Raw genomic sequence first — 19,149 nt, 5'->3', positions numbered from 1 at the left:
GCTCAGCGCGCGAAGCTGCGCGCGACCGATTGCAAATATTCGCCGTAGCTGCTCTTGGCGGACTTTTCGGCGGCGATCTCGAATTGCTGCAGCGAAATGTAGCCCTGCCGAAGCGCGATCTCCTCGGGGCAGGCGATGCGCAGGCCCTGGCGCTGCTCCAGGATCTGCACGAAATGGCTGGCCTCGACCAGCGAGGCATGGGTGCCGGTGTCGAGCCAGGCAAAGCCGCGGCCGAGCACCTCGACATAGAGGTCGCCGCGCTCGAGATAGGCCTTGTTGACGTCGGTGATCTCGATCTCGCCGCGCGCCGACGGCTTGACGTTGGCGGCGATGTCCAAAACGTCGTTGTCGTAGAAATAGAGCCCGGTCACCGCGACGTTGGATTTCGGCTGCTTCGGCTTCTCCTCGATCGAGAGCGCGCGGCCGGTGCCGTCGAGCTCGACCACGCCATAGGCCTGCGGCTCGTTGACGACATAGCCGAACACGGTCGCGCCCTTCTTGCGGAACGAGGCGCTCGACAGCATGCTCGGCAGGCCGTGGCCGTAGAAAATGTTGTCGCCGAGGATCAGCGCCACCGAATCCGAGCCGACGAACTCGCGTCCGACGATGAAGGCGTCGGCAAGGCCCCGCGGCGTCTCCTGCGTCGCGTATTCAAACCGCAGGCCGATGTCCGATCCGGTGCCGAGCAGGCGCTGAAACAGCGGCTTGTCCTGCGGAGTGGAGATGATGAGGACGTCCCGGATCCCCGCCAGCATCAGCGTCGAGAGCGGGTAGTAGATCATCGGCTTGTCGAACACCGGCAACAGCTGCTTCGACACCACCGTCGTCACCGGATAAAGGCGCGAGCCGGTGCCGCCGGCGAGAATGATCCCCTTCATAGCCCCTCACAGAATTTACCTTTTAGAAAGTTAGCAGATGGCGTGCGGTGCACAAGTTTGTTATAAACCTAAGGTAAACTCTAACACGCCGGGTATCTAGGCGCGAAATATGAATGTTTTTACGACTGAGCTTCCAGAAGTCCTGATTGTCGAACCAAAGCTGTTCGGTGACCAGCGTGGTTTCTTTTTGGAAACCTACCAATTTCAACGTTACGTAGAAGTGGGAATACAACGTCCGTTCGTTCAGGACAACATGTCCCGCTCGGTCCGCGGCGTGCTGCGCGGGTTGCATCTGCAAAACCCCAACACCCAGGGCAAGCTGGTCAGCGCCATGCGTGGGCGCGTGCTCGACGTCGCCGTCGACGTCCGCGTCGGCAGCCCGAATTTTGGGCGGCATGTTGCCGTGGAATTGAGCGAGGAGAACCGCCGGCAGCTATGGGTGCCCCGCGGCTTCGCGCACGGCTTCGTCGTGCTTTCCGAGACGGCCGACTTCTTCTACAAGTGCGACGACCTCTATAGCCCGAAAGACGAGGTCTCCATCCGCTGGAACGATCCCGCCATCGGGATCAAATGGGGTGTCGACGATCCCTCGCTCTCTGCCAAGGACGCGGACGCCCCGTTGCTCGCGGAGGTCAAGAACCTTCCAGTTTACGGGCAAATCTGATGCGAGTGCTGTTGACGGGAACGTCGGGGCAGGTGGGGGCGGCGCTGCGTCCACTGCTGCAGGAGCAGCATACGGTGCTCACGCCAGGCCGTGACGCGTTCGACTTGTCGAGGCCCGAGACCCTGTCTGCGAGGCTTGATGCACTCGCGCCCGATCTCATCATCAATCCGGCGGCCTATACCGCGGTCGATAAAGCCGAAGACGAAGCAGCGCTCGCGTTCGTGATCAACGGCGATGCGCCGGCCGCCATGGCCCGCTGGGCCGCCGCGCGCGGCGTCCCCATGGTTCATATCTCGACCGACTATGTGTTCGACGGCAGCGGCGACCGCGCCTGGCGCGAGGACGACCCCACCGGTCCGCTGTCGGTCTATGGCCGCAGCAAGCTGGCGGGCGAGAGCGCCGTTCGGAGCGCCGGCGGGCCGCATCTCGTGGTGCGAACCGCCTGGGTCTATGCCGCGAAAGGCGCAAATTTCATGCGCACCATGATACGGCTCGCCAGCGAGCGCGACTCGCTGCGCGTGGTCTCGGATCAGTGGGGAACGCCCACGACGGCACGCACCATCGCGTCGGTCTTGGTCGAAATCCTGGCGCGACGCGAGGCAGACCTGTCCGATGTTTTCGCCCGCGCGAACGGACTGATCCATCTCACCAATTCAGGCTCGACCAGCTGGCATGGGTTTGCGAGCGCAATTGTGGAAGGGCTGCGGACGAGGGGCGTGCCGCTGAAGGCGGCCGAGGTCCTCCCGATCGCTACCAAGGACTATCCGACCAAAGCCACGCGCCCGGCCAATTCGCGACTGGATCTGACGCGCCTGAACGAAGCCTACGGGCTTGTGCCTCCAGCCTGGGAGCGCGCGCTGGCCGAGGAGCTGGACGCGCATCTCGAGGTGGTTGGGGCGGCGCTTCGACAATAGCACGTGCGGCTGACGAACTCGTGAAGTCAGCGTACGATAGAGATCGCCCCGATCACGATAGCGGCTGGGTGGCGATCCCGTCGGCATGGAGCAGGCCCGCCCCTGGCGGGCTGATCCTGGCCCCTTGCAGGCCGTCCGGAGCTATTCAACAATTGACCATTGTGGGTTGCGTCTATTGGGGCATTACTGATGTCGTCAGCTTATTCATTCATCTCTCTTGATCCCTTGCTGCCCGCCATCAGCAGCGTCAACGGGCTCAACAATTCCGGTCAACTCGTCGGCACTTTCACGGACTCGGGAAGCGTCGCTCACGGCTACATCTGGAAGAATGGCATTCTCACCCCTGTCGACGGCATTTCGAACCCCTTCTATGTGAATCTTCTGAGGGGCATCAATGATGCTGGTGACGTCACCGGATATGCTTTTGTGCCGTCAAGCGGACTCCCGCATGCCTTTGTGGTACGCACAGACGGCACGGTGATCACAACGCAGGTCCTGGGAGACACTTATCCGGTTGGAATCGATAATAGCGGTCAGATCATCGGCAACGGGGATGATGCCCTCCATGCTGTCAATATCGCTTTCATTGCCAATCCACCCTATGTCGCCATCAGCCAGCTGTTGGCCGATCCGCAGCAGGTACGCGCCGGCGCAACCTTCGTGGAAGGCATCAACGCAACCGGTACCGCCGTCGTCGGCTTTTACTACGGCACGACGCACGAGCAGGCTTTCATCTACGACGGGACGAACTACGCGGACGTTCCGGCGCCAGCCGGCTCAGACAGCGTCGCCTATGGCGTCAACGACCGCGGCCAGGTCGTCGGCCAATATTCCGATCAGAACGGCACGCATGGATTTATCTACGACGGCACCACGTTTCTAACCGTAGACAATCCGCTTGCTATCTACGGTACGAGCCTGTGGGGGATCGACGATTTCGGCCAGATCATCGGCACTTATGTTGACGGCTCGAACCAAACGCACAAGTTCCTGACCACGCCCGACCAACTCACGCAAGCGCAGGTGGTCGGCATCCTGACGCCAATGACGGGCGGTGCGACCGGCCAAATCATCGATTATCTCCATGCCCGGGGCTTGCTGCTGAATGGCGCGACGATCACAACCGGGACCGGGAATTTTGCCCCGGTGCTCCCCGGCGCCCAGTTCGCGATCCTCGCCGGTGCGCAGGAAACCATCACCAGCGGCGGCACGTTGAAATTCGTTGTCAATTGGATCGCCAATTCAAATCTCGTCGTGCACGGCTCGGCCGATATCGGCGTGTCCGCAGCAATCGGCAACAATCAGATATCGCTGCAGGATTCCGGCAACGACACGGTGTTCCTGGCGGTTGGCAACAACACGGTTTCGGCAGGAGCGGGGGACGACACTGTCTACGGTGGTGGCGGCAATGACGTGCTCATCGCCGGCAGCGGTGCGAACTCGCAGTTTTACGGCGGCGACGGCAATGATGTCTTCGTTGGTGGCGCGTCCAACAGCTACGTCGACGGCGGGGCTGGCGACGATACGATCTATGGCGGTAGTGGCACCGACGCGCTGCACGGCGGGAGCGGCCACGACGTCATCTACGCGGGCGATGGCAGCAGCTATCTGTTCGCTGACGCCGGCAACTCCACGCTCTATGGCGGGTCGGGTTCGGACACGATGTATGCAGGTTCGGGCGATGCGCGGCTGGTCGCGCTCGGCAGCAACTACAACGAACTGTATGGCGGTCCCGGCAACAGCGTGCTGATCGCGGCGGGGAGCGGCAACACCCTGATGGTCGCCGGCAGCGGCAACAATTACCTCCAGGGTGGTGGCGGCGACGATACAATGTACGGCGGCGCCGGGCGCGATACGCTGCAAGCCGGCAGCGGCCATGATCATCTCATCTCGCGCAGCGTGGCGGGGCCAGCCGGGCAGGGCAATCTCCTGCAGGGCGGCTCGGGCGACTCCGTGCTGTGGGCCGGCGCCGGCAGCGATACGCTGTTTGCCGGGTCGGGCCACGACATTCTCATCAGTGGCACCGGCTCATCGCAGATGACCGGCAGCAACAACGGCAACACGATCTTCGAGATCGTGTTTCACACTGGCAACGACACGGTCACTGCGAGCGGCACCGGCAACGTGGCCTTTATCGATGGACGGGCATCAACTGACGGGATCATCGTGACTTCCGGGGCGATTACGACGATTACCTTCGCCGACACCGGTCAGGCCCTGAGCTTCACGGGCGTGCAGCAACTGTACTTCACTGACGGGCCATATTCGACTTGATCTGGTCCACAGCACTGGCTGGCTCCAGAGCGGCGCGCTGCCCGCCGGCCATGCCGCGGGCGTTGTGTCCTTTGTTGTGGTTGAACCTTGGCGCGTCGATATCATGGTAATTTTATCACGGTGTGCGGATCGGCGGCCACTTCGCCCATGCCCCGTGCACGCTGCGCGTTTGACGAACTCGTGACGTTCACCATTGAACTTGGCAGAAAGTCGTACAGACGTATTCGTCAGACAGGGGGATGGTTGGAAGCGTCCGGGTTTGTCGTTTTCTGCGAGACTTTTGAAGCGTTCATTCTCATGGCGTGACTGGGGACTTTTCGAATACGGAATCCTTTTCTGATCAGACGGGGCCTTTGGGAACCATCAGCTTAATTTGATCTAGATGACAGCACGTGTGCTTTGCGCCTGTCACAACCATGTTGCTGCCATCAAGTTATTGAGGAGTTGGCGTGAGCTTTGCTGTGTTGGGCAACGCCGGCCTTTGAGTCGTTAGGGGGTGTCTTAATGAGTGGCAGAACTGTGCCAGAACGGATCAACGAATTCCTCGTCCGCTGTGCCGGGCGCGCCTATTGCGATCATTGCATTCAGGAGCGGCTGGGGCTCCGCTGGCGCCAGCAGGTGCAGCTGGTCACCGCCACCCTTGGCGTTACTTCAGGTTACAGCCGCAGCACCGCGATCTGCTCGACGTGCGCGGAAAGCAAACAGGTCATCACCTATGTCACGCCATCGCAGATCGCAAAGCCGATGCTGAAGCTGCCGACGTCTGCTGTGAGATCTCCAACGAAGGCGAAGGGCGACACGCTCTATAGTGAGACCGATCGTAGCGGCGAAGCCGCCGCTGTCCCAAGGTGCCGGCGAACAGCAGAACAAGGGGAAAGACCAACGACGCCGATCGAGCGGCTGCTCAACGATGTCGCGATCAACCGCAGGTGACCTTCGGGAGTTCCGCCGCTGTACAGGCGGTGGACGCTGCTAGGTGCAGCCGGCACCACGCGCGATATCCAGCCCGATGGAATGAGGCGGCCGCTTGGCCGAGCGGGACTGCCGCCGGTCAAACCTCGCCCTCGACCCTCCGCGGCGCGGCGGCCTGGAGCACGGCTCCGGTCGGAAAAGGCGCGACAGCGTCTGACACATCGGCATGTTTGGACTGGCCAACCCGCGCGGCGACCCACCGCGCGCGCAAGCGGTTGGACGGCACGTCCACGAGCTTCCAAATGAGCCAGCTCAAGACGGTGATTGCCGCCACCGCGACCGCGACGTGGGTCAGGCGTGTCGCCATCGACCCGCTCGCCACGTCAATGAGGTGCAGCACGGGCCAGTGGACGAGATAGATGATGTAGGACAGGTCGCCCAACATGCGGTCCAGCGCTGGGGTCCGCTGCTGGGTCGTGTAGATCGTCCACGGCAGAATTGCCCCCGTGACTGCAATGTTGAGATATTCGTTGAACCTGAACAATGGGCCAGGATGCGCGCCACCCAGGAGGATGTCGCGATAGGGACATATCGCGAGCACCAGCAGCGCCGCACTGACCAACGCGCCGCTGCCGAGAGCCAGGGATCGTGACGGATGCCATTGCGCCGCGAATGCGGCAGCGCCGGCAGAAAAGAAGATCAAATAGCGCAGCACCAGGTCGGACGGCGTGGCGAGGCACGCGGCGACGGAGAGGCAGAGGCTGGCGACGATGGTCACGCGCCAACCATAGACCACGCAGATTGCCATCAAAGGGGCGACGAGATAGAATTGCATCTCAATGTCAAGCGACCAGGCGGGTACATTCGGCTGGATCGGCAGGCTTGCGTAGCCGAGAATGAAGATACTCGAAAACGCTTCGGCCAAGGAGGCCACAGGCCCAATGACCGGAGCGTCATTGGGCACCGCGATCAGCCAGGCCCCGACAGAGCAGATCGCAAACACCGGCCCGAGCCGCCAGAACCGCGAGATCAGGAACGTTACATAGGGTCGTCGACAGGCCGCGTACTTGGCGTGCCACATCGAGCACACCCAATAACCGCTGAGAGAGAAGAAGCTATAGACGGCGGCGTGCCCGAGATTGAAGCGCGAGACATGGGTGACGACGACGATCAGCGCGAGCAGCAATCGGTATTGCCCGGGACCTGCCCAATTCATCAGTTCAAATCCTTTCGTCGCCTATCCGAGATGCGTTTCGGAAGCAATCGTCAATCGATAGCGTCCTGGCGCGGCGCGAGCGAGCAGTACCGAGGCTCACGGTTAAAATCGCATGCAGCATAAAGGAGCCTTGCTGCGGCCGAAAGAGCACGCAGCGGCACACGCAGAAAAGGTGCGAACAACCGCCGTGGCGCCTCGCATCTCATCGAGCGGTGCAGCCTAATTGCGATCCCCCCGAGACGCGCCAGGTGAGCTTCAGGTGCAGGCCGATACCTGCGCATTGCCAACCGCCGACCAAAAGTAGGAACCCTGGGCGACGGGATCCGCACGAGGGCCTTCGACCACGGCTTGATCTCGCTCGCCACACTGCGGTCCTTCCATGGGCAGCCAGGCGCCCTCAGGCCCGGGCGCGGTTGGCGACAACCGGCTGTCGTCCCCACAGGATCCGCTCGATGAAGTAAGCGAAGACAAGTGGACCGACACAGAACAAAAAGAAGTCAAGAATTTTATGGCTGCCGTCGCGCGCCCACTGCAACAGCAGGCTGACCATCCAAAAATAGGCAAGGTAAAAATAAACCGAAATCGACGGCCGACAAAAGCGTTTGAAGATGGCGCCGAAAAATGCCCCGCATAGTCCCATGGTGATGACCACGCCAGCATAGCCGAAGCTGATCCAACCATCGCCGACGAGGGAGGTGGTCCTGGAGGTGAAGCGTCCATAAGCGTCGAGGTTCACCCATTGCACGGGTGAGCCGACGGGTTTGTCGGGCCACAACACGCGAGGGATCGGCTGGGTGAAAATACCAAGGTACTGCGTGAAGTAGGAGTAGGTCTGGCTGACGTCTGGAACCTTCGCGATCACATAGCTGAGGAAGTCGAAATTGGCGAAGTCTGGATGGGCGCCAAAAGAGGATTTCGCAATGTCGAAGCTGAATTCAAATTCCCCGGTGGTCAGGAATTTGACCAGGCTGTCGCGGTTTTGGCCAATCGCCACGAATAACCCCAAAACGATGGCCATACCGACGTAGTGGTTCCAGGCGAATGTGTGCCGCTTGTGGATGTACAGCGTCATCATGCTTGCGACCAAAGTCGAGATCACAATCTCCCATCTCTCGCCAAGCTGCAGAGCAACAAATGCGCAGAAGAAGATGGGAAGAAAGGACCACCAGCGAGCGCGGGTCACGTGAATGAGCAGGGCAGCGAAGGGGAACGCGAACTCGCGAGCATTGACGATATACGCCGTGGTGTCATTAAAAAGCTTTTGGCCTGTCGCCGGATCGACCGTCATATTGATCTTTCCCAGTTCCAGAAACACTTCCACGCCGTACGTCTGACGCATGGTGAGAGCGAGGAGAAACGAATAGGCGATCAGAGGAAACAGCAAAAGGAATGCGAGCTGAAACGAGCGCACCTGTGTGCGCGTGAGCTCGATGGAGTTGAACGTCGGCTCTATCGATCTAAAACCAAGCACCGCCAAGTAGGCAAGAATGAAGCTGAGCAATCCGAGGTCGGCAACGAACAGCGTCTTTAGAAAGATGCCATCGTCGGGCATGTACATCATGAATTCAAATTCGGAGCGAATATCAAAAAGATACACCACTACCGGGCGTTGCACAAATACGATGAAATGGAATGCGAGGTAGATAAATAGTCCGGAATAGATGTTTAGAAAGCCGCGCGAGTGCAGGCCGACGACGACGCCTATAAAGAAGATGACGTGAATGATGAGCGCGATTTCGATCATCCGAACCGTCGTGCACTTGGTCGCATAGGGCGACGTAAAGGACCTTTGTTGATCATGGTAGTCGGATATCACCTCCGAAATAATTAAAATTGCCGATTTGCCCTAGTTTTGTGATCGGAAATTCCAGTTCTTTCTGGCCAATCACTCGGCCATCCTCCCGAATTTGGATTGCAACTGGTCCCTCTGCAAGTTCAAACCGGTGGTGCTGGATACCTGGGGGAAGCGTTGCGGATTGACGCCTTTCACCGACGGCGACTTCCACCGTCAACGTTCGGGGCAGGAATGCCGTCACGTAGATTCCGTCGACGAGGCTCTCCCATCCCTTAGGGCGTCCCTGTTCGCCCGTTTCAGCGGAAGCGATGCCATGGGCGAACTTGGAATGAAGCCGATAGAAGTAGTAAATCGCAGGATGTTGGATCACCGGGGGGGCGGACGATTTGAACCATGCGATAAAGTAACGGCTAGCCGAAAGGAAAGCTTCATGACTGAGCAGCGGGCCCCAATGATAATTCCACAGGTCTTGCTGCCGGATGTCGCCGAACGGCGCAACATACGTCGATTCACCCCAATCGTTCCAGGTCACGATTTCAACCAGGTTTGCTCCGCTCTCAATGGCAGCGGTCCATTGGGCGGCCATGCCTTCGAAGCCTCCGCTTTCGAACACACGGTAGTTGTGACTCAGGCCACGATAATAGGGGGAGATGCCGATCATTGAGATCTTGCCGGCAATTCGGCTGCGTTGGGCGACCAGGCGGCCGTCGCTGGGCGGAGACGCATGACCAAGATCAGGCCCAAAGTTGAAGTAGCCATCCATCTCGGGGTGTTCTCGGTACAGCCGGTCAAGAAATTCCGCAGTAGGATGGCTGTAGTTTCTCGCCCAGGACGCTCCGGAGAGATATTGATAATTGGGCACGAGAAAGGGCTTCAGCCCCAACGACGACAGCCTTTGTGAGAGGGAGGAGCCCCACTCCGGTACCCCCGAAAATGTACTGACGACGGGACGGTTGTCGATCCGCAGGTATGCAGGGCTGCGCGATAGTTCGGTAAGCATCGAAACAGTGTCTTCAACCGAGACATCGTCAAAGGATACGAAGAGCTTGAAGGATAGAGGGCTTGCCTCGGCGGCTGCAAAAATCCGTTGGCTGATGGCGCGGTAGATCGGCTCGCGCAGCCAACTCGGCATGTTAAGCACAAATCCGTCGATGCCATAGGATTGGGCGGTCTGGATCTCCCGCTTGAAATCGTCAACCGTTGCACCCGAACCGCTTGCTGGACAGCAGACCATGTAGTGCGCGAAGACCATACGAGGCACCGGCGACACTTCGGCATGGACGACCGTACCGAACATTCCGCAACCCAAGAGGAGGGAAACGATCATGAGAGCCGTTCGCAGCACTGCTGTCTCTCCGACGTCTATTGACAGACTTGCACTAGGGGTCCCCGGCCACTACCCCCTTTGATGGCTCGAGCCGAATCCTCTAGTTTGGTTTTCTCGCATGGGTAGGACGACCGCAGCGGCGAATTGGGCATGATGGGCGAAAAGCGTAACATCGTCATTGCCGCGGCCTTTCCCCCGCCGTTGCACGGACTGGCAAAGATATCCGAGTCGATTGCATCGGATCTTGCCGAGTTCGCACACGTCCATCGTTGCGATTTGTCATCCCGCTCTCTGCGACGTTCATGGGGCTACCATTGGCGGCGGGTTTCGTCAGTCCTCATGGCAGCAGTCGGAGTCCTGCGCAACGGGCTGCGTCCGAACCCTTGCCTTTACATTCCTGCGGACGGCGGCTTGGGTTTAGTTTACACGATCCTCCTAACAGGACTGGCGCGCCTGTCGCAACAGGCGATTGTCATTCATCACCACAGCTTCTCCGCTATCGACCAGCGGCGCTGGCTGATGTCCGCTCTGGTTTCAATTGCCGGGAATGGCGCCGTCCACGTCTTTCTCTGCCGGATGATGCAGCTGCGATTTCGGAAAAACTATCGAGGGGAGTGGAGGGGGCTTATCTCGTCAAATGCCGTACATCTCTCCGCCGCCCCCGACAGGCGCTTGCGGGAACGTGATGAGATCAGGATTGGGCTCCTAAGCAACCTTACCACGGAAAAGGGACTTTATCTTTTTCTCGACCTCCTGCGAGCGTGCGTACAATGCGGCCTTCCGATCACGGGGATGCTTGCGGGCCCGATCCAGTTCGAAGAAGACCGCGCCGCAGTGGAGTCCGCCCAGCGCCAGCTTGGAGCGCGACTGATCCATGTCGGTGCGCTTTACGGTCCCGACAAGGACGAGTTTCTGGCGGAGCTCGATGTATTTGTGTTTCCAACAGGGTACCGCAACGAAGCCCAGCCGAATGTGGTGTTCGAAGCCATGTCGGCGGGGACGGCAGTGATCACATTTGCCAGAGGCTGTCTGAGCGAGGATGTGAGCGAAGACTGTGGTCCCATCATCGATCCGTCCGATGATTTCGTGTCGGCCGCTTGCGCGCAGATCAGGAGTTGGAGCGATGATCGTAAGTCGCTCGCGGCCGCGAAGGCCGCTGCGAAGAGGCGGTTCGTCGCGCTTCGGGCAACGGCCGCTGCAGATTACGGTAATCTGCTCTGCGCTATTGCCGACTTGGAGTTACCAGGCTCGTAAGCCTCGTGTCGGGGGCTCTCGGGCCGTCGAAGCGCGCAGCATAGGTCCGACGATAGGCTGCGGTGATCCGCTCTGCCGTTTCGGTCATAGTCGGGAACGCGTCGCGGCTTGCAATGGCGCCTTCGCGCAAGCTTTGCCGCAGTGATCGAGATGCGTGGATCTTGGCTATGGTATCGGCAAGCGCTTCAGGTGTTCGGGGCGGAACGACAAATCCGTTCACGCCTGCTCTGATGACGTCGCGGGCGCCGACATGCTCAGTAACGATCGCCGGCAGGCCGCAGGCGAGTGCTTCGGTTACCACAAAGCCGAATCCATCCTGAACCGACGGTAGGACAAGGAGCGAGCTGCTCTGGTAGAGCCGCACGAGATCCCTGCGGCCAAGTGGTCCGAGATAGCGGAATAGTCCCTCGTAGGGCTGGAGCGCTCGTTTCATCTCGCGTCTCATGGTGCCCACGAAGATCAGTTCCGAGTGCGGTAAGTTCAGGCGTTTCCAGGCCTCCAGCAGATAGACGTGGCCCTTGATTGGATTGAGTTCGGCAACGCAAAGCACCCGAAAGGGCAAGTCAACGGCAGGGGTGCCTGCGGGCACGAACGTCTCGAGGTCGGTCGGCAGTTGAATTATGTCGATGGCGTCGGCCGAAAAGCCGGCGTCAACGAAGCTGTCGCGAACGAGAGTCGAGAGGCAGTAGATCCTATCGCAGAGTTCGATTTCGGCGAGGCTATTGCTGACATCAGCGACGTAAGGGGCAGGCGCGATTGACAAGCGCTCAAGTTCAATGCGCATTTCGCGTTCAAAGAACGCAGGATGGCAAACGATCGGATGTCCAAGGATGGCGGCGCCCTCGCGCTTGGCTCTTTGCAAGAGGCCGACGGCCTTGCCCTGAATCACGGCATGCAGCACGTCGCAGGGCCGCCAAGCGGCATGGGCGGCCGCAAGCCATAGCGAATCGTAGAGAGGATAGATCGTATCCGCGAAGGCGTGATTCAGGTATCGGGCATGAAATTGAAGAAGGTATTCCTTCAAGAACAGGTTCCGAGCCTGGGATCGCTCGATTTGTAATCGGGCGGCGTTGCTCGATAGCCGCGCGGCGTAATAGACGCGGCCCAAATCCGCGACCCTGTTCAATTCGGGAATGAGCTGAAGCTGCTTGAAGTCACCACAGACCGCAACATTGACCGTTGGCCTAGCGATGTCAGCCATGCATGCGCCCGCGGTTGGCGATTTCGACAAGTCTGGCCTCGAACTCGCTCAGAATGATTTGCTTGTCCCAGCGCGTGCACGCCAGCGTGCGTCCATGCGCGCCCATGCGCATCCGCAAACCGGGATCTTTGGCAAGTTTCAGTATCGCCTTGGATAGAGCCTCCCGGTCAGATGGTGGCACTGCAATGCCGGCACCATCGATTTCGATCGCGAGTTGGGTGCCGGGGTTTGCCATCGCGACCGCTGGTCTGGCGGAAGCTAAAATCGGAGCAAGCTTGGAGGGCAGCATGAGATCGGAGATCTGGGCGCGTTGGGGAATCAAGTGGATATCGGCAGTCGCAAGCAATTCCCGCATTCTTTCGTCTGGTTGCAGATCAAGGAACTTCACATTCGAGAGGGGAGCCGTGATCTTGACCAGATGCTTCAACATAGCCCCGGCACCGCAAAACACGAACACGACCTCAGGCGCCTTGGCCTGGAGCTCAGCTGCGGCGTCTGCAAGGCTCTCGATGCCTTGTTTGGCCGCGATACTTCCTGCATAAAGAGCAACGATATGGCGATCGGACAGACCGAGCTGTTCTCGGAATCGAGTCATTCGATTCGCCGGACTGATTGCTTCCGTGTCGACCCAATTGCGGAATTTTACCGTGCTTGCGGGTGGAGCGCCCTTGGTATGCAGCCGATCCATCATCCGAGGTGAAATTGTCGATATGCGATCAAACTTGCTCAAGATGATCGACTCGACGGAGGTCGCCGCACGGCGAAGATTGTTGCCTGCGAGCATGCCAAGTTCAAAGGCGGCATCCAGCTCGAAATCCTGAACGTGGAGCCAGCTCGGAGTCGCAAACATTCTGGAAACGGCCAGAGCCATGGGCGCGATCAGGAAGGACGGTGTTACGGCCAGCAGGACATCCGGCCGGAGTTGGCGCACCGAGGCCAGCAGCTTGGGGACGCTGGAAATTGCAAAGGAGGCGTGACTCAAGATCCGACCACGCTTGCCGGTGGGCACAACCCGGGGCAAATAGAGCGGGCAACGGCGGACCTTGACCCGATTTCTGATTTCGTGCTGGTAGGATCGGTTGTCGTAACCTTCGGCAAGTACCCAATTGGGATAATAGGGGTGAGCCGTTACGACCTCGACCGTGTGGCCGCGGGATGCCAACCACTCGCACAGCTCGCTAGAATATTTCCCGATTCCCGTAAGTTCGGGAGCGTAATTGAGGCCGTACGCCAAAATTTTCATGAAAAAGTCAAGTTGGGCAGCGCCACCTGCACAGTAATACCCTCGGCCTTAGGCTGTGCGACCAGGATACCACGCGCTCAACGTGTGCTACCAGGATTTTGTATGGCCCCACCTGCCGACGACCAAAGGGTCAGCGTAAAGCACATCTTTAGATGGTATGGTGCATGAGCGAAAGGCCCATTTTAGAGCATTCTGAACGATTTGGACGAATGGTTTACCAGCCGCAAGAGCGTTCCAAGATGCCAGAAGCAGACCGCGTTCGCGTTCAGGATCTTTCCAGGTATGCAAATCCCAAGGGGCTCCGCGGCCGGCCCGCCCCGTTTGTCCAATTGTGGTGGATCGTCGAGGCGCTGCTGGTCCGGCCGACCCCGCAGATCTTCTTTGCTTGGCGAAGACTTATTCTGCGGCTTTTTGGCGCCAAGATCGGCCCGGGCGTACTGATCCGGCCATCGGTGCGGATCGTCTATCCCTGGAAAGTGTCAATCGGAGCGAATTCCTGGATCGGGGACGACGTGAATCTCTACAGCCTTGGCGAAATCGAGATCGGCCATGACGTGGTCGTGTCGCAAGGGACCTATGTGTGTACCGGTTCGCACGATCACCGGACCCCTGACTTTCCAATCTTCGTCCGTCCCATCGTTATTGAGCCCGAGGCCTGGCTCGCGGCACAATGCTTCATCGCTCCAGGGGTCAGGATCGGCCGTGGCGCTGTGGTGCAGGCTCGCGCCGTCGTGATGCGGGACGTTGCTGCCGGAACAATCGTGGGTGGTCATCCCGCCGCTGTGATTGGCTCGCGGCTTTCGGGTCAGCCCACGTAGATCGCAGCCGACGTCGACTACTCATTTCGACTGCTGCGCGATCCGACCAAGGATCTGGTTACCGGAGAGTGCGCCGCCGATTTCGGGCAGAAGGAGACAGATCCCGACGATTACTAGTCGGCCGGTCCATGGCAGCAGGACCGCAGCGGCTACAATGCCGATAAGAAGTCCCAGCGCGTAGCCAAGCGCGATCAGCCCGACTTGGTTGAGGGCGCTTGCTGCGAGCAGTGTGCCGTCGAAATAGCATCCTAGCAGCGCGACGAGCGCAAGTGCGATCATGAGTTCCCAATCTAGCGGGACATGTCCTCCGGTCCACCGCGGGACAATTGTGGGTGCCAGAACCAATTCTGCAACTAGCAACGCTGCAGCCAGGAGCGTCGCCTTGCGGAGCATTCCACGAACCAGACGACGAACATTTTTGGTTTCGCCGCTTGCCCACAAACGACCGATTTCTACCTGGGTGGCTTGCGAGGTCATGGTGGCGAGATTCCGTGCCGTCTTCGTATAAGTGGCCAGAACGCTAAAGGTCGCCAGCGCCACCGGTCCGAGGCTGTGTGATACCAACAGCCGCGGCAGATAGATGCCCAGAATGTTGACGCAGACGAAGATCAGGAAGAAACCCGCCGCCGAACGCCAGGTGCGAGTCAGAAACTCAAGATCAAAATTTGCCAGCGAAAATGAAAGCCATGACACGCGGTAATAGGCCCAGACCAGGTGAAATGCGACATTAAGAGCAGCTCCAGCGAGCATGATTCCGGCGACAGCGAGAGGACCAGCTCCAACGCGAAGTGCGATCGCGATGCAGACGAGCTCGATGGTCTTGGATATTGCAGCAATTGCATTCGGCACGGCGGCGCCGTGCGCTGCCGAAAGGGTGCCGGCGAGGGGCTCGCTCAGAAACGTGACGAGGGTGGCTCCTGCGAGCATCACGACTAGGAGCGCGGGCATAGGCATATCATCGAGCCCTATCCCGACGAGGGCTCGCAGATCCGCAACGGCAACGATCACCCCCAGGCCGACAAGGCTGATAGTGATACTCGCCACAATGGTGACGAACGATGTAACGATGACGCGCGATGCCTTGCTGAATTCGTTGCGCGTTGATTGCAGGATGACTTCGGCGGCGGCTACTTGCCCAACTCCGAGATTCGCCATTGCCGCAAAGCCGGCCAGGGCCGCGACGGCAAGCCATTCCCCATACGATTGGGCGCCCCAGCTGGACAGAAACAAAGGCACGAGAATGATTTGCTCGGCTACCCGAATGGTTCGCGCGAACAAATAGGCCACGAATGCGCTACGGATCCGTCGCCGAACAGCGGCGAAGTTAATGGCGACGGTTGTCACTGCAGTTGTCCCCGCAACTTGTTACGGCGTTAATACAAATTGGCAAACTCGAAGAAACCACCGCGCGAGTCTGATAGGGTGGCCACATTATCGTTCGGAGCATGTCTCTAACAGATCGCATTGGTGAACGGGAAATCTTACCGCGATGGTTAATTTGGTTCCGCCTCGTCTGCTCTCGCTTACCAAGAACTTGATGGTCCCCGAAGGCCGCAGCCCGCGACGCGTTAGATCCGGTCTGTACAAGAATATTGTGCTCGATCTCAACCTGCATTCGCAGACCCAGATGATGCTCGGACTTTGGGAGAGGGAGACCTACGCTTTCGTGCAAGCTGCGGGGGCCAATGTCCAATGGCTGCTCGATATTGGAGCAGGTAGCGGAGAAATGACGCTCTACTTCCTACGCCAGGGCAATTCGATCAAGGCGATCGCAGCCGAGCCGGATCCGGCGGAGGTGGATGCGCTGCGACGCCACCTGCAGCTCAACGGATTTTCGAAGGATGCCTGCGACATTATTAACAGCCCTGTCGGCAGGGGCGAGGGGATGATCCCTCTGGCGGACCTGCTTCGCCCCCTGCAGGGGCGGGGCTTCATCAAAATCGATGTCGATGGTGCCGAGATGGAGGTTCTCAGGAGTGCGGCAGATCTTCTCGACCAGGCAGATGTTGCCCTCTTGATCGAAACCCACTCGCGTGACTTGGAAGCCGAATGCACAGCATGGCTTATCGAGCGCAACTACAGAACATCAATCATCAAAAATGCCTGGTGGCGACGCATTGTGCCGGACGGGCGGGTGATTGCGCATAATCGATGGCTGTCGGCTGTCAGATAGACGATCCGCCAGGATACGTCGAAAGGGGGCTGCACGGCGCTCTCCGCTGCTGGCTGTGGTTGGCTGAGAAGATCAACCTGGATCGCGAGCACCAGTCCGGCGACCGCCAGCTGTTGCTCCAAGTGCTGAGTCAGCGTCAGAACGACTTGGTCGTGCGAGCAGCTCGCTTGAAAGGCCCGCAGTTTAGCCCAGAGCTCGCAAAACAGCTGCAATGCGTCCTGTTAGGGCTCAGGAGCATCGGAGGAGGGGTCGAGATGGACGATGTCGAAGTGTGGCTGCATCGGCAGAGCCTCCGAAATGAGCTCGCGCTTTAAGCGGCGGGCTCGCGATTGAGCTTGCGCACATGGGCGCATACTTTGGCGGTGGGATGGAGCGGTGTCGATGTCCAGCGTATGATCAGGGAGCAAGTCTAGGTTGAGACGTTCTTGACTCTCGCCGGGATCTACGGAAACATCGCGATATTTCAACCAGGTTTTTTTTGGAGCATTCGCCATGGCAACATTTCACATGGACTCTTCGGTTACTCAATCGGTGACGCGAGCTGTACCTAAAGCCGCTGTCCTAACTTGCACGGCAACTAGCGTCCCCGATGTCTATGCGCACGCCATTGGTTGTCGTCGGTGATATAAGACAGTTCACGCTACACGCGGGGGACAGCATGGTTGTTCCTGACGCGGCAACCCTGACAATCTGGATCTTTCGGAAGAATCCGGGGAAAAGCACCTGGAGCGCCGATTTCGATCTCACTTAGCGGGTGCGGAGAGGGCCCGGTTTATCTCGCGTGAACGTCAACGACGATCACGGAGGTTCCGCGCTGCCTTCGATTCTCGTCTGATATTTCCAGCGTTAACATGTCGTTGATCGGCGCGCCGGCCGGCTCGCTGTAGCGAAACGAGGGGCCAGCGATCGTGATGCCGCCGGGGCTTGGCGGCGACGTCAATTTGACGCCATCGAGCAGCATCGTTTTTCCGACGCCACCCTTGGAGGCATTCGCCTCCGCTACGCATGTCGAAACTCCAGCGCGCAGTACCGGACGTCACTTCAAAGCGGGCGGGATGGGAAATGCACTCTCCCGTTTCGGCTTCACAAGCGATGAAAGCCCAATTGAGCCCGCTCAGTAATAACGCCAAAGTCGGGCTAAGGCGCGATCAAGGGTGCGGTCGGGCCATCGGCTCTCGCAACGCGGCACAGAGGCAAACTAACTCAACGCTCGCTTTGCGGCGGTCTGGGCGCGGCTTGGCTCGGTCATCCCGCGTTTCCGTGAAACGATGGCGAAGCCGAGAATGGGCTCCAACGGACGCATCTCTCAGCAAGGTGCCAGCAAAGGCCGCCGCAACCAGCGTCCTGGGTTAAATGATGTGCGTCGAAGGGAACGCTTGCGAACCATCCAGGGCTGCCTCGACGAGATCACGCCGGACACCGGCCCGCCAGGAACTATCGCCACTTCCGCGCGGTTGACCTGCTTTACATCGGGAGAAGGTCAATGAACCGAAGATCTCTTTGTCTTGCTGCTGCGTTGTCTCTCGCCGTCGTTACGCCGGTCCTTGCACAAGGAGGTGGCGGTGGGGGCGGAGGTGGTGCCGGCGGCGGCGCGGGTGGGGGGGCCGGGTCATCCGCCAGTTCAGGCGCAGGCACGGGAACATCGAGCAGCGCGAACGGCGGCCCTTCGGCACCTTCGGGGATGGGCACGAATGCGACCACGACAGGCGCGCATACCAACAACTCCCCCATCAATCCGAATGTCCAGCCGCCAACGCCAAATGGGACGGCGCCCGCGACCGGCTCCAGTCAGACCACGCAAAGCGGCACTAATCGATCTGGCATTACAGCAACAAACGGCTCGAATGGCGTCAACGGCCAACAGATGAGCCCCGCTGAGGAGGCAAGGACGGGGGTCAAGACGCTTCCCCAAGACCAAACTCCGGGTGCTGTCAGCGCACCAGGCGTTGGCGTCGGACACGCGGCGAACGGCTTGCCGATCGGCACCCCCGGCTCCGGGACCAGCAATGTGGATCAGAAGTAAACCAAGACTGTTCTCTCGACCGAGGGGCCCGCTACGACGGGTCCAGTAAGGGCAGCCACTATGTGCAGTCGCGCAGGCTTCGGCGTCGCCTCGATGCAGCGGCGGTGATCCTTCAGACACACGGATATTTCCTTGATTAAAGTGCCTGGCTCCTTCCTGGCCGGCACCGGTGCGAGGCGAAGCCGACATCAATGCCGAGTTCGCTGGACCGGTCTGTTGGGCGCCGCCGCCAGCATCTCTGGCTTCTGCAGGCACGGAGCCTGTAGTCTGCAGCCAGCCGTCCAAGCAAGGTGACTGCGTCCGACCGCAGGAAGGGTTTTGAATAGCTTCAAGTTATCGAAACTAAAGAGGCCGCCATCCAAGGCGGCCTCTAAAATTGCGAGCTACTCGGGGAAGGCGAACTCAGAAGGGCGGCTGCCCCGGCCCTGAGCCCGGGCCAAACGGGCCGCGCAGGTTG

General features: G+C 59.5%; 15 protein-coding genes. 7 read left to right on the top strand and 8 right to left on the bottom strand.

The window, feature by feature from the left end:
• Positions 1-2: 2 nt before the first annotated feature.
• Positions 3-878, bottom strand: coding sequence for a glucose-1-phosphate thymidylyltransferase RfbA (rfbA, locus tag HYH07_RS05535; RefSeq protein ID WP_220001536.1), 876 nt, complete (start codon positions 876-878; stop codon positions 3-5).
• Positions 879-987: 109 nt separating this feature from the next.
• Here rfbA and rfbC point away from each other — a divergent pair, with 109 nt between their 5' ends.
• The 4 genes from rfbC to HYH07_RS05515 all read left to right on the top strand — a co-directional run bounded on the left by rfbC (position 988) and on the right by HYH07_RS05515 (position 5,663).
• On the top strand, positions 988-1,542 hold the full coding sequence (rfbC, locus tag HYH07_RS05530) for a dTDP-4-dehydrorhamnose 3,5-epimerase (RefSeq protein ID WP_220001535.1): 555 nt from the start codon (positions 988-990) through the stop codon (positions 1,540-1,542).
• On the top strand, positions 1,542-2,456 hold the full coding sequence (gene rfbD, locus HYH07_RS05525; RefSeq protein WP_220001534.1) for a dTDP-4-dehydrorhamnose reductase: 915 nt from the start codon (positions 1,542-1,544) through the stop codon (positions 2,454-2,456). The genes rfbC and rfbD overlap by 1 nt, the downstream gene beginning before the upstream one ends.
• Positions 2,457-2,645: 189 nt before the next feature.
• A complete protein-coding gene (locus HYH07_RS05520) occupies positions 2,646-4,730 on the top strand; it encodes a hypothetical protein (protein ID WP_220001533.1) in 2,085 nt (694 codons plus the stop codon).
• A 519-nt stretch (positions 4,731-5,249) separates the two neighbouring features.
• Positions 5,250-5,663 (top strand): hypothetical protein, encoded by a 414-nt coding sequence (locus tag HYH07_RS05515; RefSeq protein WP_220001532.1) that lies wholly within the window; start codon positions 5,250-5,252, stop codon positions 5,661-5,663.
• Between the two features lie 118 nt (positions 5,664-5,781).
• Here the strand turns inward: HYH07_RS05515 and HYH07_RS05510 are convergent, their stop codons facing one another.
• The 3 genes from HYH07_RS05510 to HYH07_RS05500 form a co-directional block, all read right to left on the bottom strand.
• A complete protein-coding gene (locus tag HYH07_RS05510; protein WP_220001531.1) occupies positions 5,782-6,858 on the bottom strand; it encodes an acyltransferase in 1,077 nt (358 codons plus the stop codon).
• Positions 6,859-7,255: 397 nt separating this feature from the next.
• Positions 7,256-8,602 carry an oligosaccharide repeat unit polymerase gene (locus HYH07_RS05505; RefSeq protein ID WP_220001530.1) on the bottom strand — a complete coding sequence of 449 codons (1,347 nt, stop codon included), beginning with the start codon at positions 8,600-8,602 and terminating at the stop codon, positions 7,256-7,258.
• Positions 8,603-8,654: 52 nt separating this feature from the next.
• Positions 8,655-9,980, bottom strand: coding sequence for an endo-1,3-alpha-glucanase family glycosylhydrolase (locus HYH07_RS05500; RefSeq protein ID WP_220001529.1), 1,326 nt, complete (start codon positions 9,978-9,980; stop codon positions 8,655-8,657).
• A gap of 150 nt (positions 9,981-10,130) precedes the next feature.
• Between HYH07_RS05500 and HYH07_RS05495 the strand changes: the two genes are divergently transcribed.
• Positions 10,131-11,234 carry a glycosyltransferase family 4 protein gene (locus HYH07_RS05495; protein ID WP_220001528.1) on the top strand — a complete coding sequence of 368 codons (1,104 nt, stop codon included), beginning with the start codon at positions 10,131-10,133 and terminating at the stop codon, positions 11,232-11,234.
• Here HYH07_RS05495 and HYH07_RS05490 read toward each other — a convergent pair.
• Together HYH07_RS05490 and HYH07_RS05485 are read right to left on the bottom strand one after the other, a co-directional pair.
• Positions 11,203-12,435, bottom strand: a complete 1,233-nt coding sequence (locus tag HYH07_RS05490) for a glycosyltransferase family 4 protein (protein ID WP_220001527.1) — start codon at positions 12,433-12,435, stop codon at positions 11,203-11,205. The genes HYH07_RS05495 and HYH07_RS05490 overlap by 32 nt on opposite strands.
• The gene (locus tag HYH07_RS05485) at positions 12,428-13,678 is read right to left on the bottom strand and encodes a WcaI family glycosyltransferase (RefSeq protein ID WP_220001526.1); all 1,251 of its coding nucleotides are present in this window, start codon (positions 13,676-13,678) and stop codon (positions 12,428-12,430) included. Before HYH07_RS05485 ends, HYH07_RS05490 begins: the two co-directional genes overlap by 8 nt.
• Before the next feature lie 239 nt (positions 13,679-13,917).
• On the opposite strand from HYH07_RS05485, the gene HYH07_RS05480 reads away from it, so the two are divergent.
• On the top strand, positions 13,918-14,496 hold the full coding sequence (locus tag HYH07_RS05480; protein WP_220001525.1) for a WcaF family extracellular polysaccharide biosynthesis acetyltransferase: 579 nt from the start codon (positions 13,918-13,920) through the stop codon (positions 14,494-14,496).
• A gap of 21 nt (positions 14,497-14,517) precedes the next feature.
• Here the strand turns inward: HYH07_RS05480 and HYH07_RS05475 are convergent, their stop codons facing one another.
• On the bottom strand, positions 14,518-15,840 hold the full coding sequence (locus HYH07_RS05475; RefSeq protein ID WP_220001524.1) for a hypothetical protein: 1,323 nt from the start codon (positions 15,838-15,840) through the stop codon (positions 14,518-14,520).
• Positions 15,841-15,985: 145 nt separating this feature from the next.
• Between HYH07_RS05475 and HYH07_RS05470 the strand changes: the two genes are divergently transcribed.
• A complete protein-coding gene (locus HYH07_RS05470) occupies positions 15,986-16,669 on the top strand; it encodes an FkbM family methyltransferase (protein WP_220001523.1) in 684 nt (227 codons plus the stop codon).
• Positions 16,670-17,441: 772 nt separating this feature from the next.
• Here the strand turns inward: HYH07_RS05470 and HYH07_RS05465 are convergent.
• Entirely contained in the window at positions 17,442-17,630 is a 189-nt protein-coding gene (locus HYH07_RS05465; RefSeq protein ID WP_220001522.1) for a hypothetical protein, read from the bottom strand.
• Positions 17,631-19,149: the final 1,519 nt, after the last annotated feature.

This window comes from Bradyrhizobium sp. BR 10261, assembly GCF_019455395.1.
Lineage (GTDB): Bacteria > Pseudomonadota > Alphaproteobacteria > Rhizobiales > Xanthobacteraceae > Bradyrhizobium > Bradyrhizobium manausense.
Note: the sequence above shows the minus strand (reverse complement) of the source record. Positions and strands in the feature narration are given on the sequence as shown.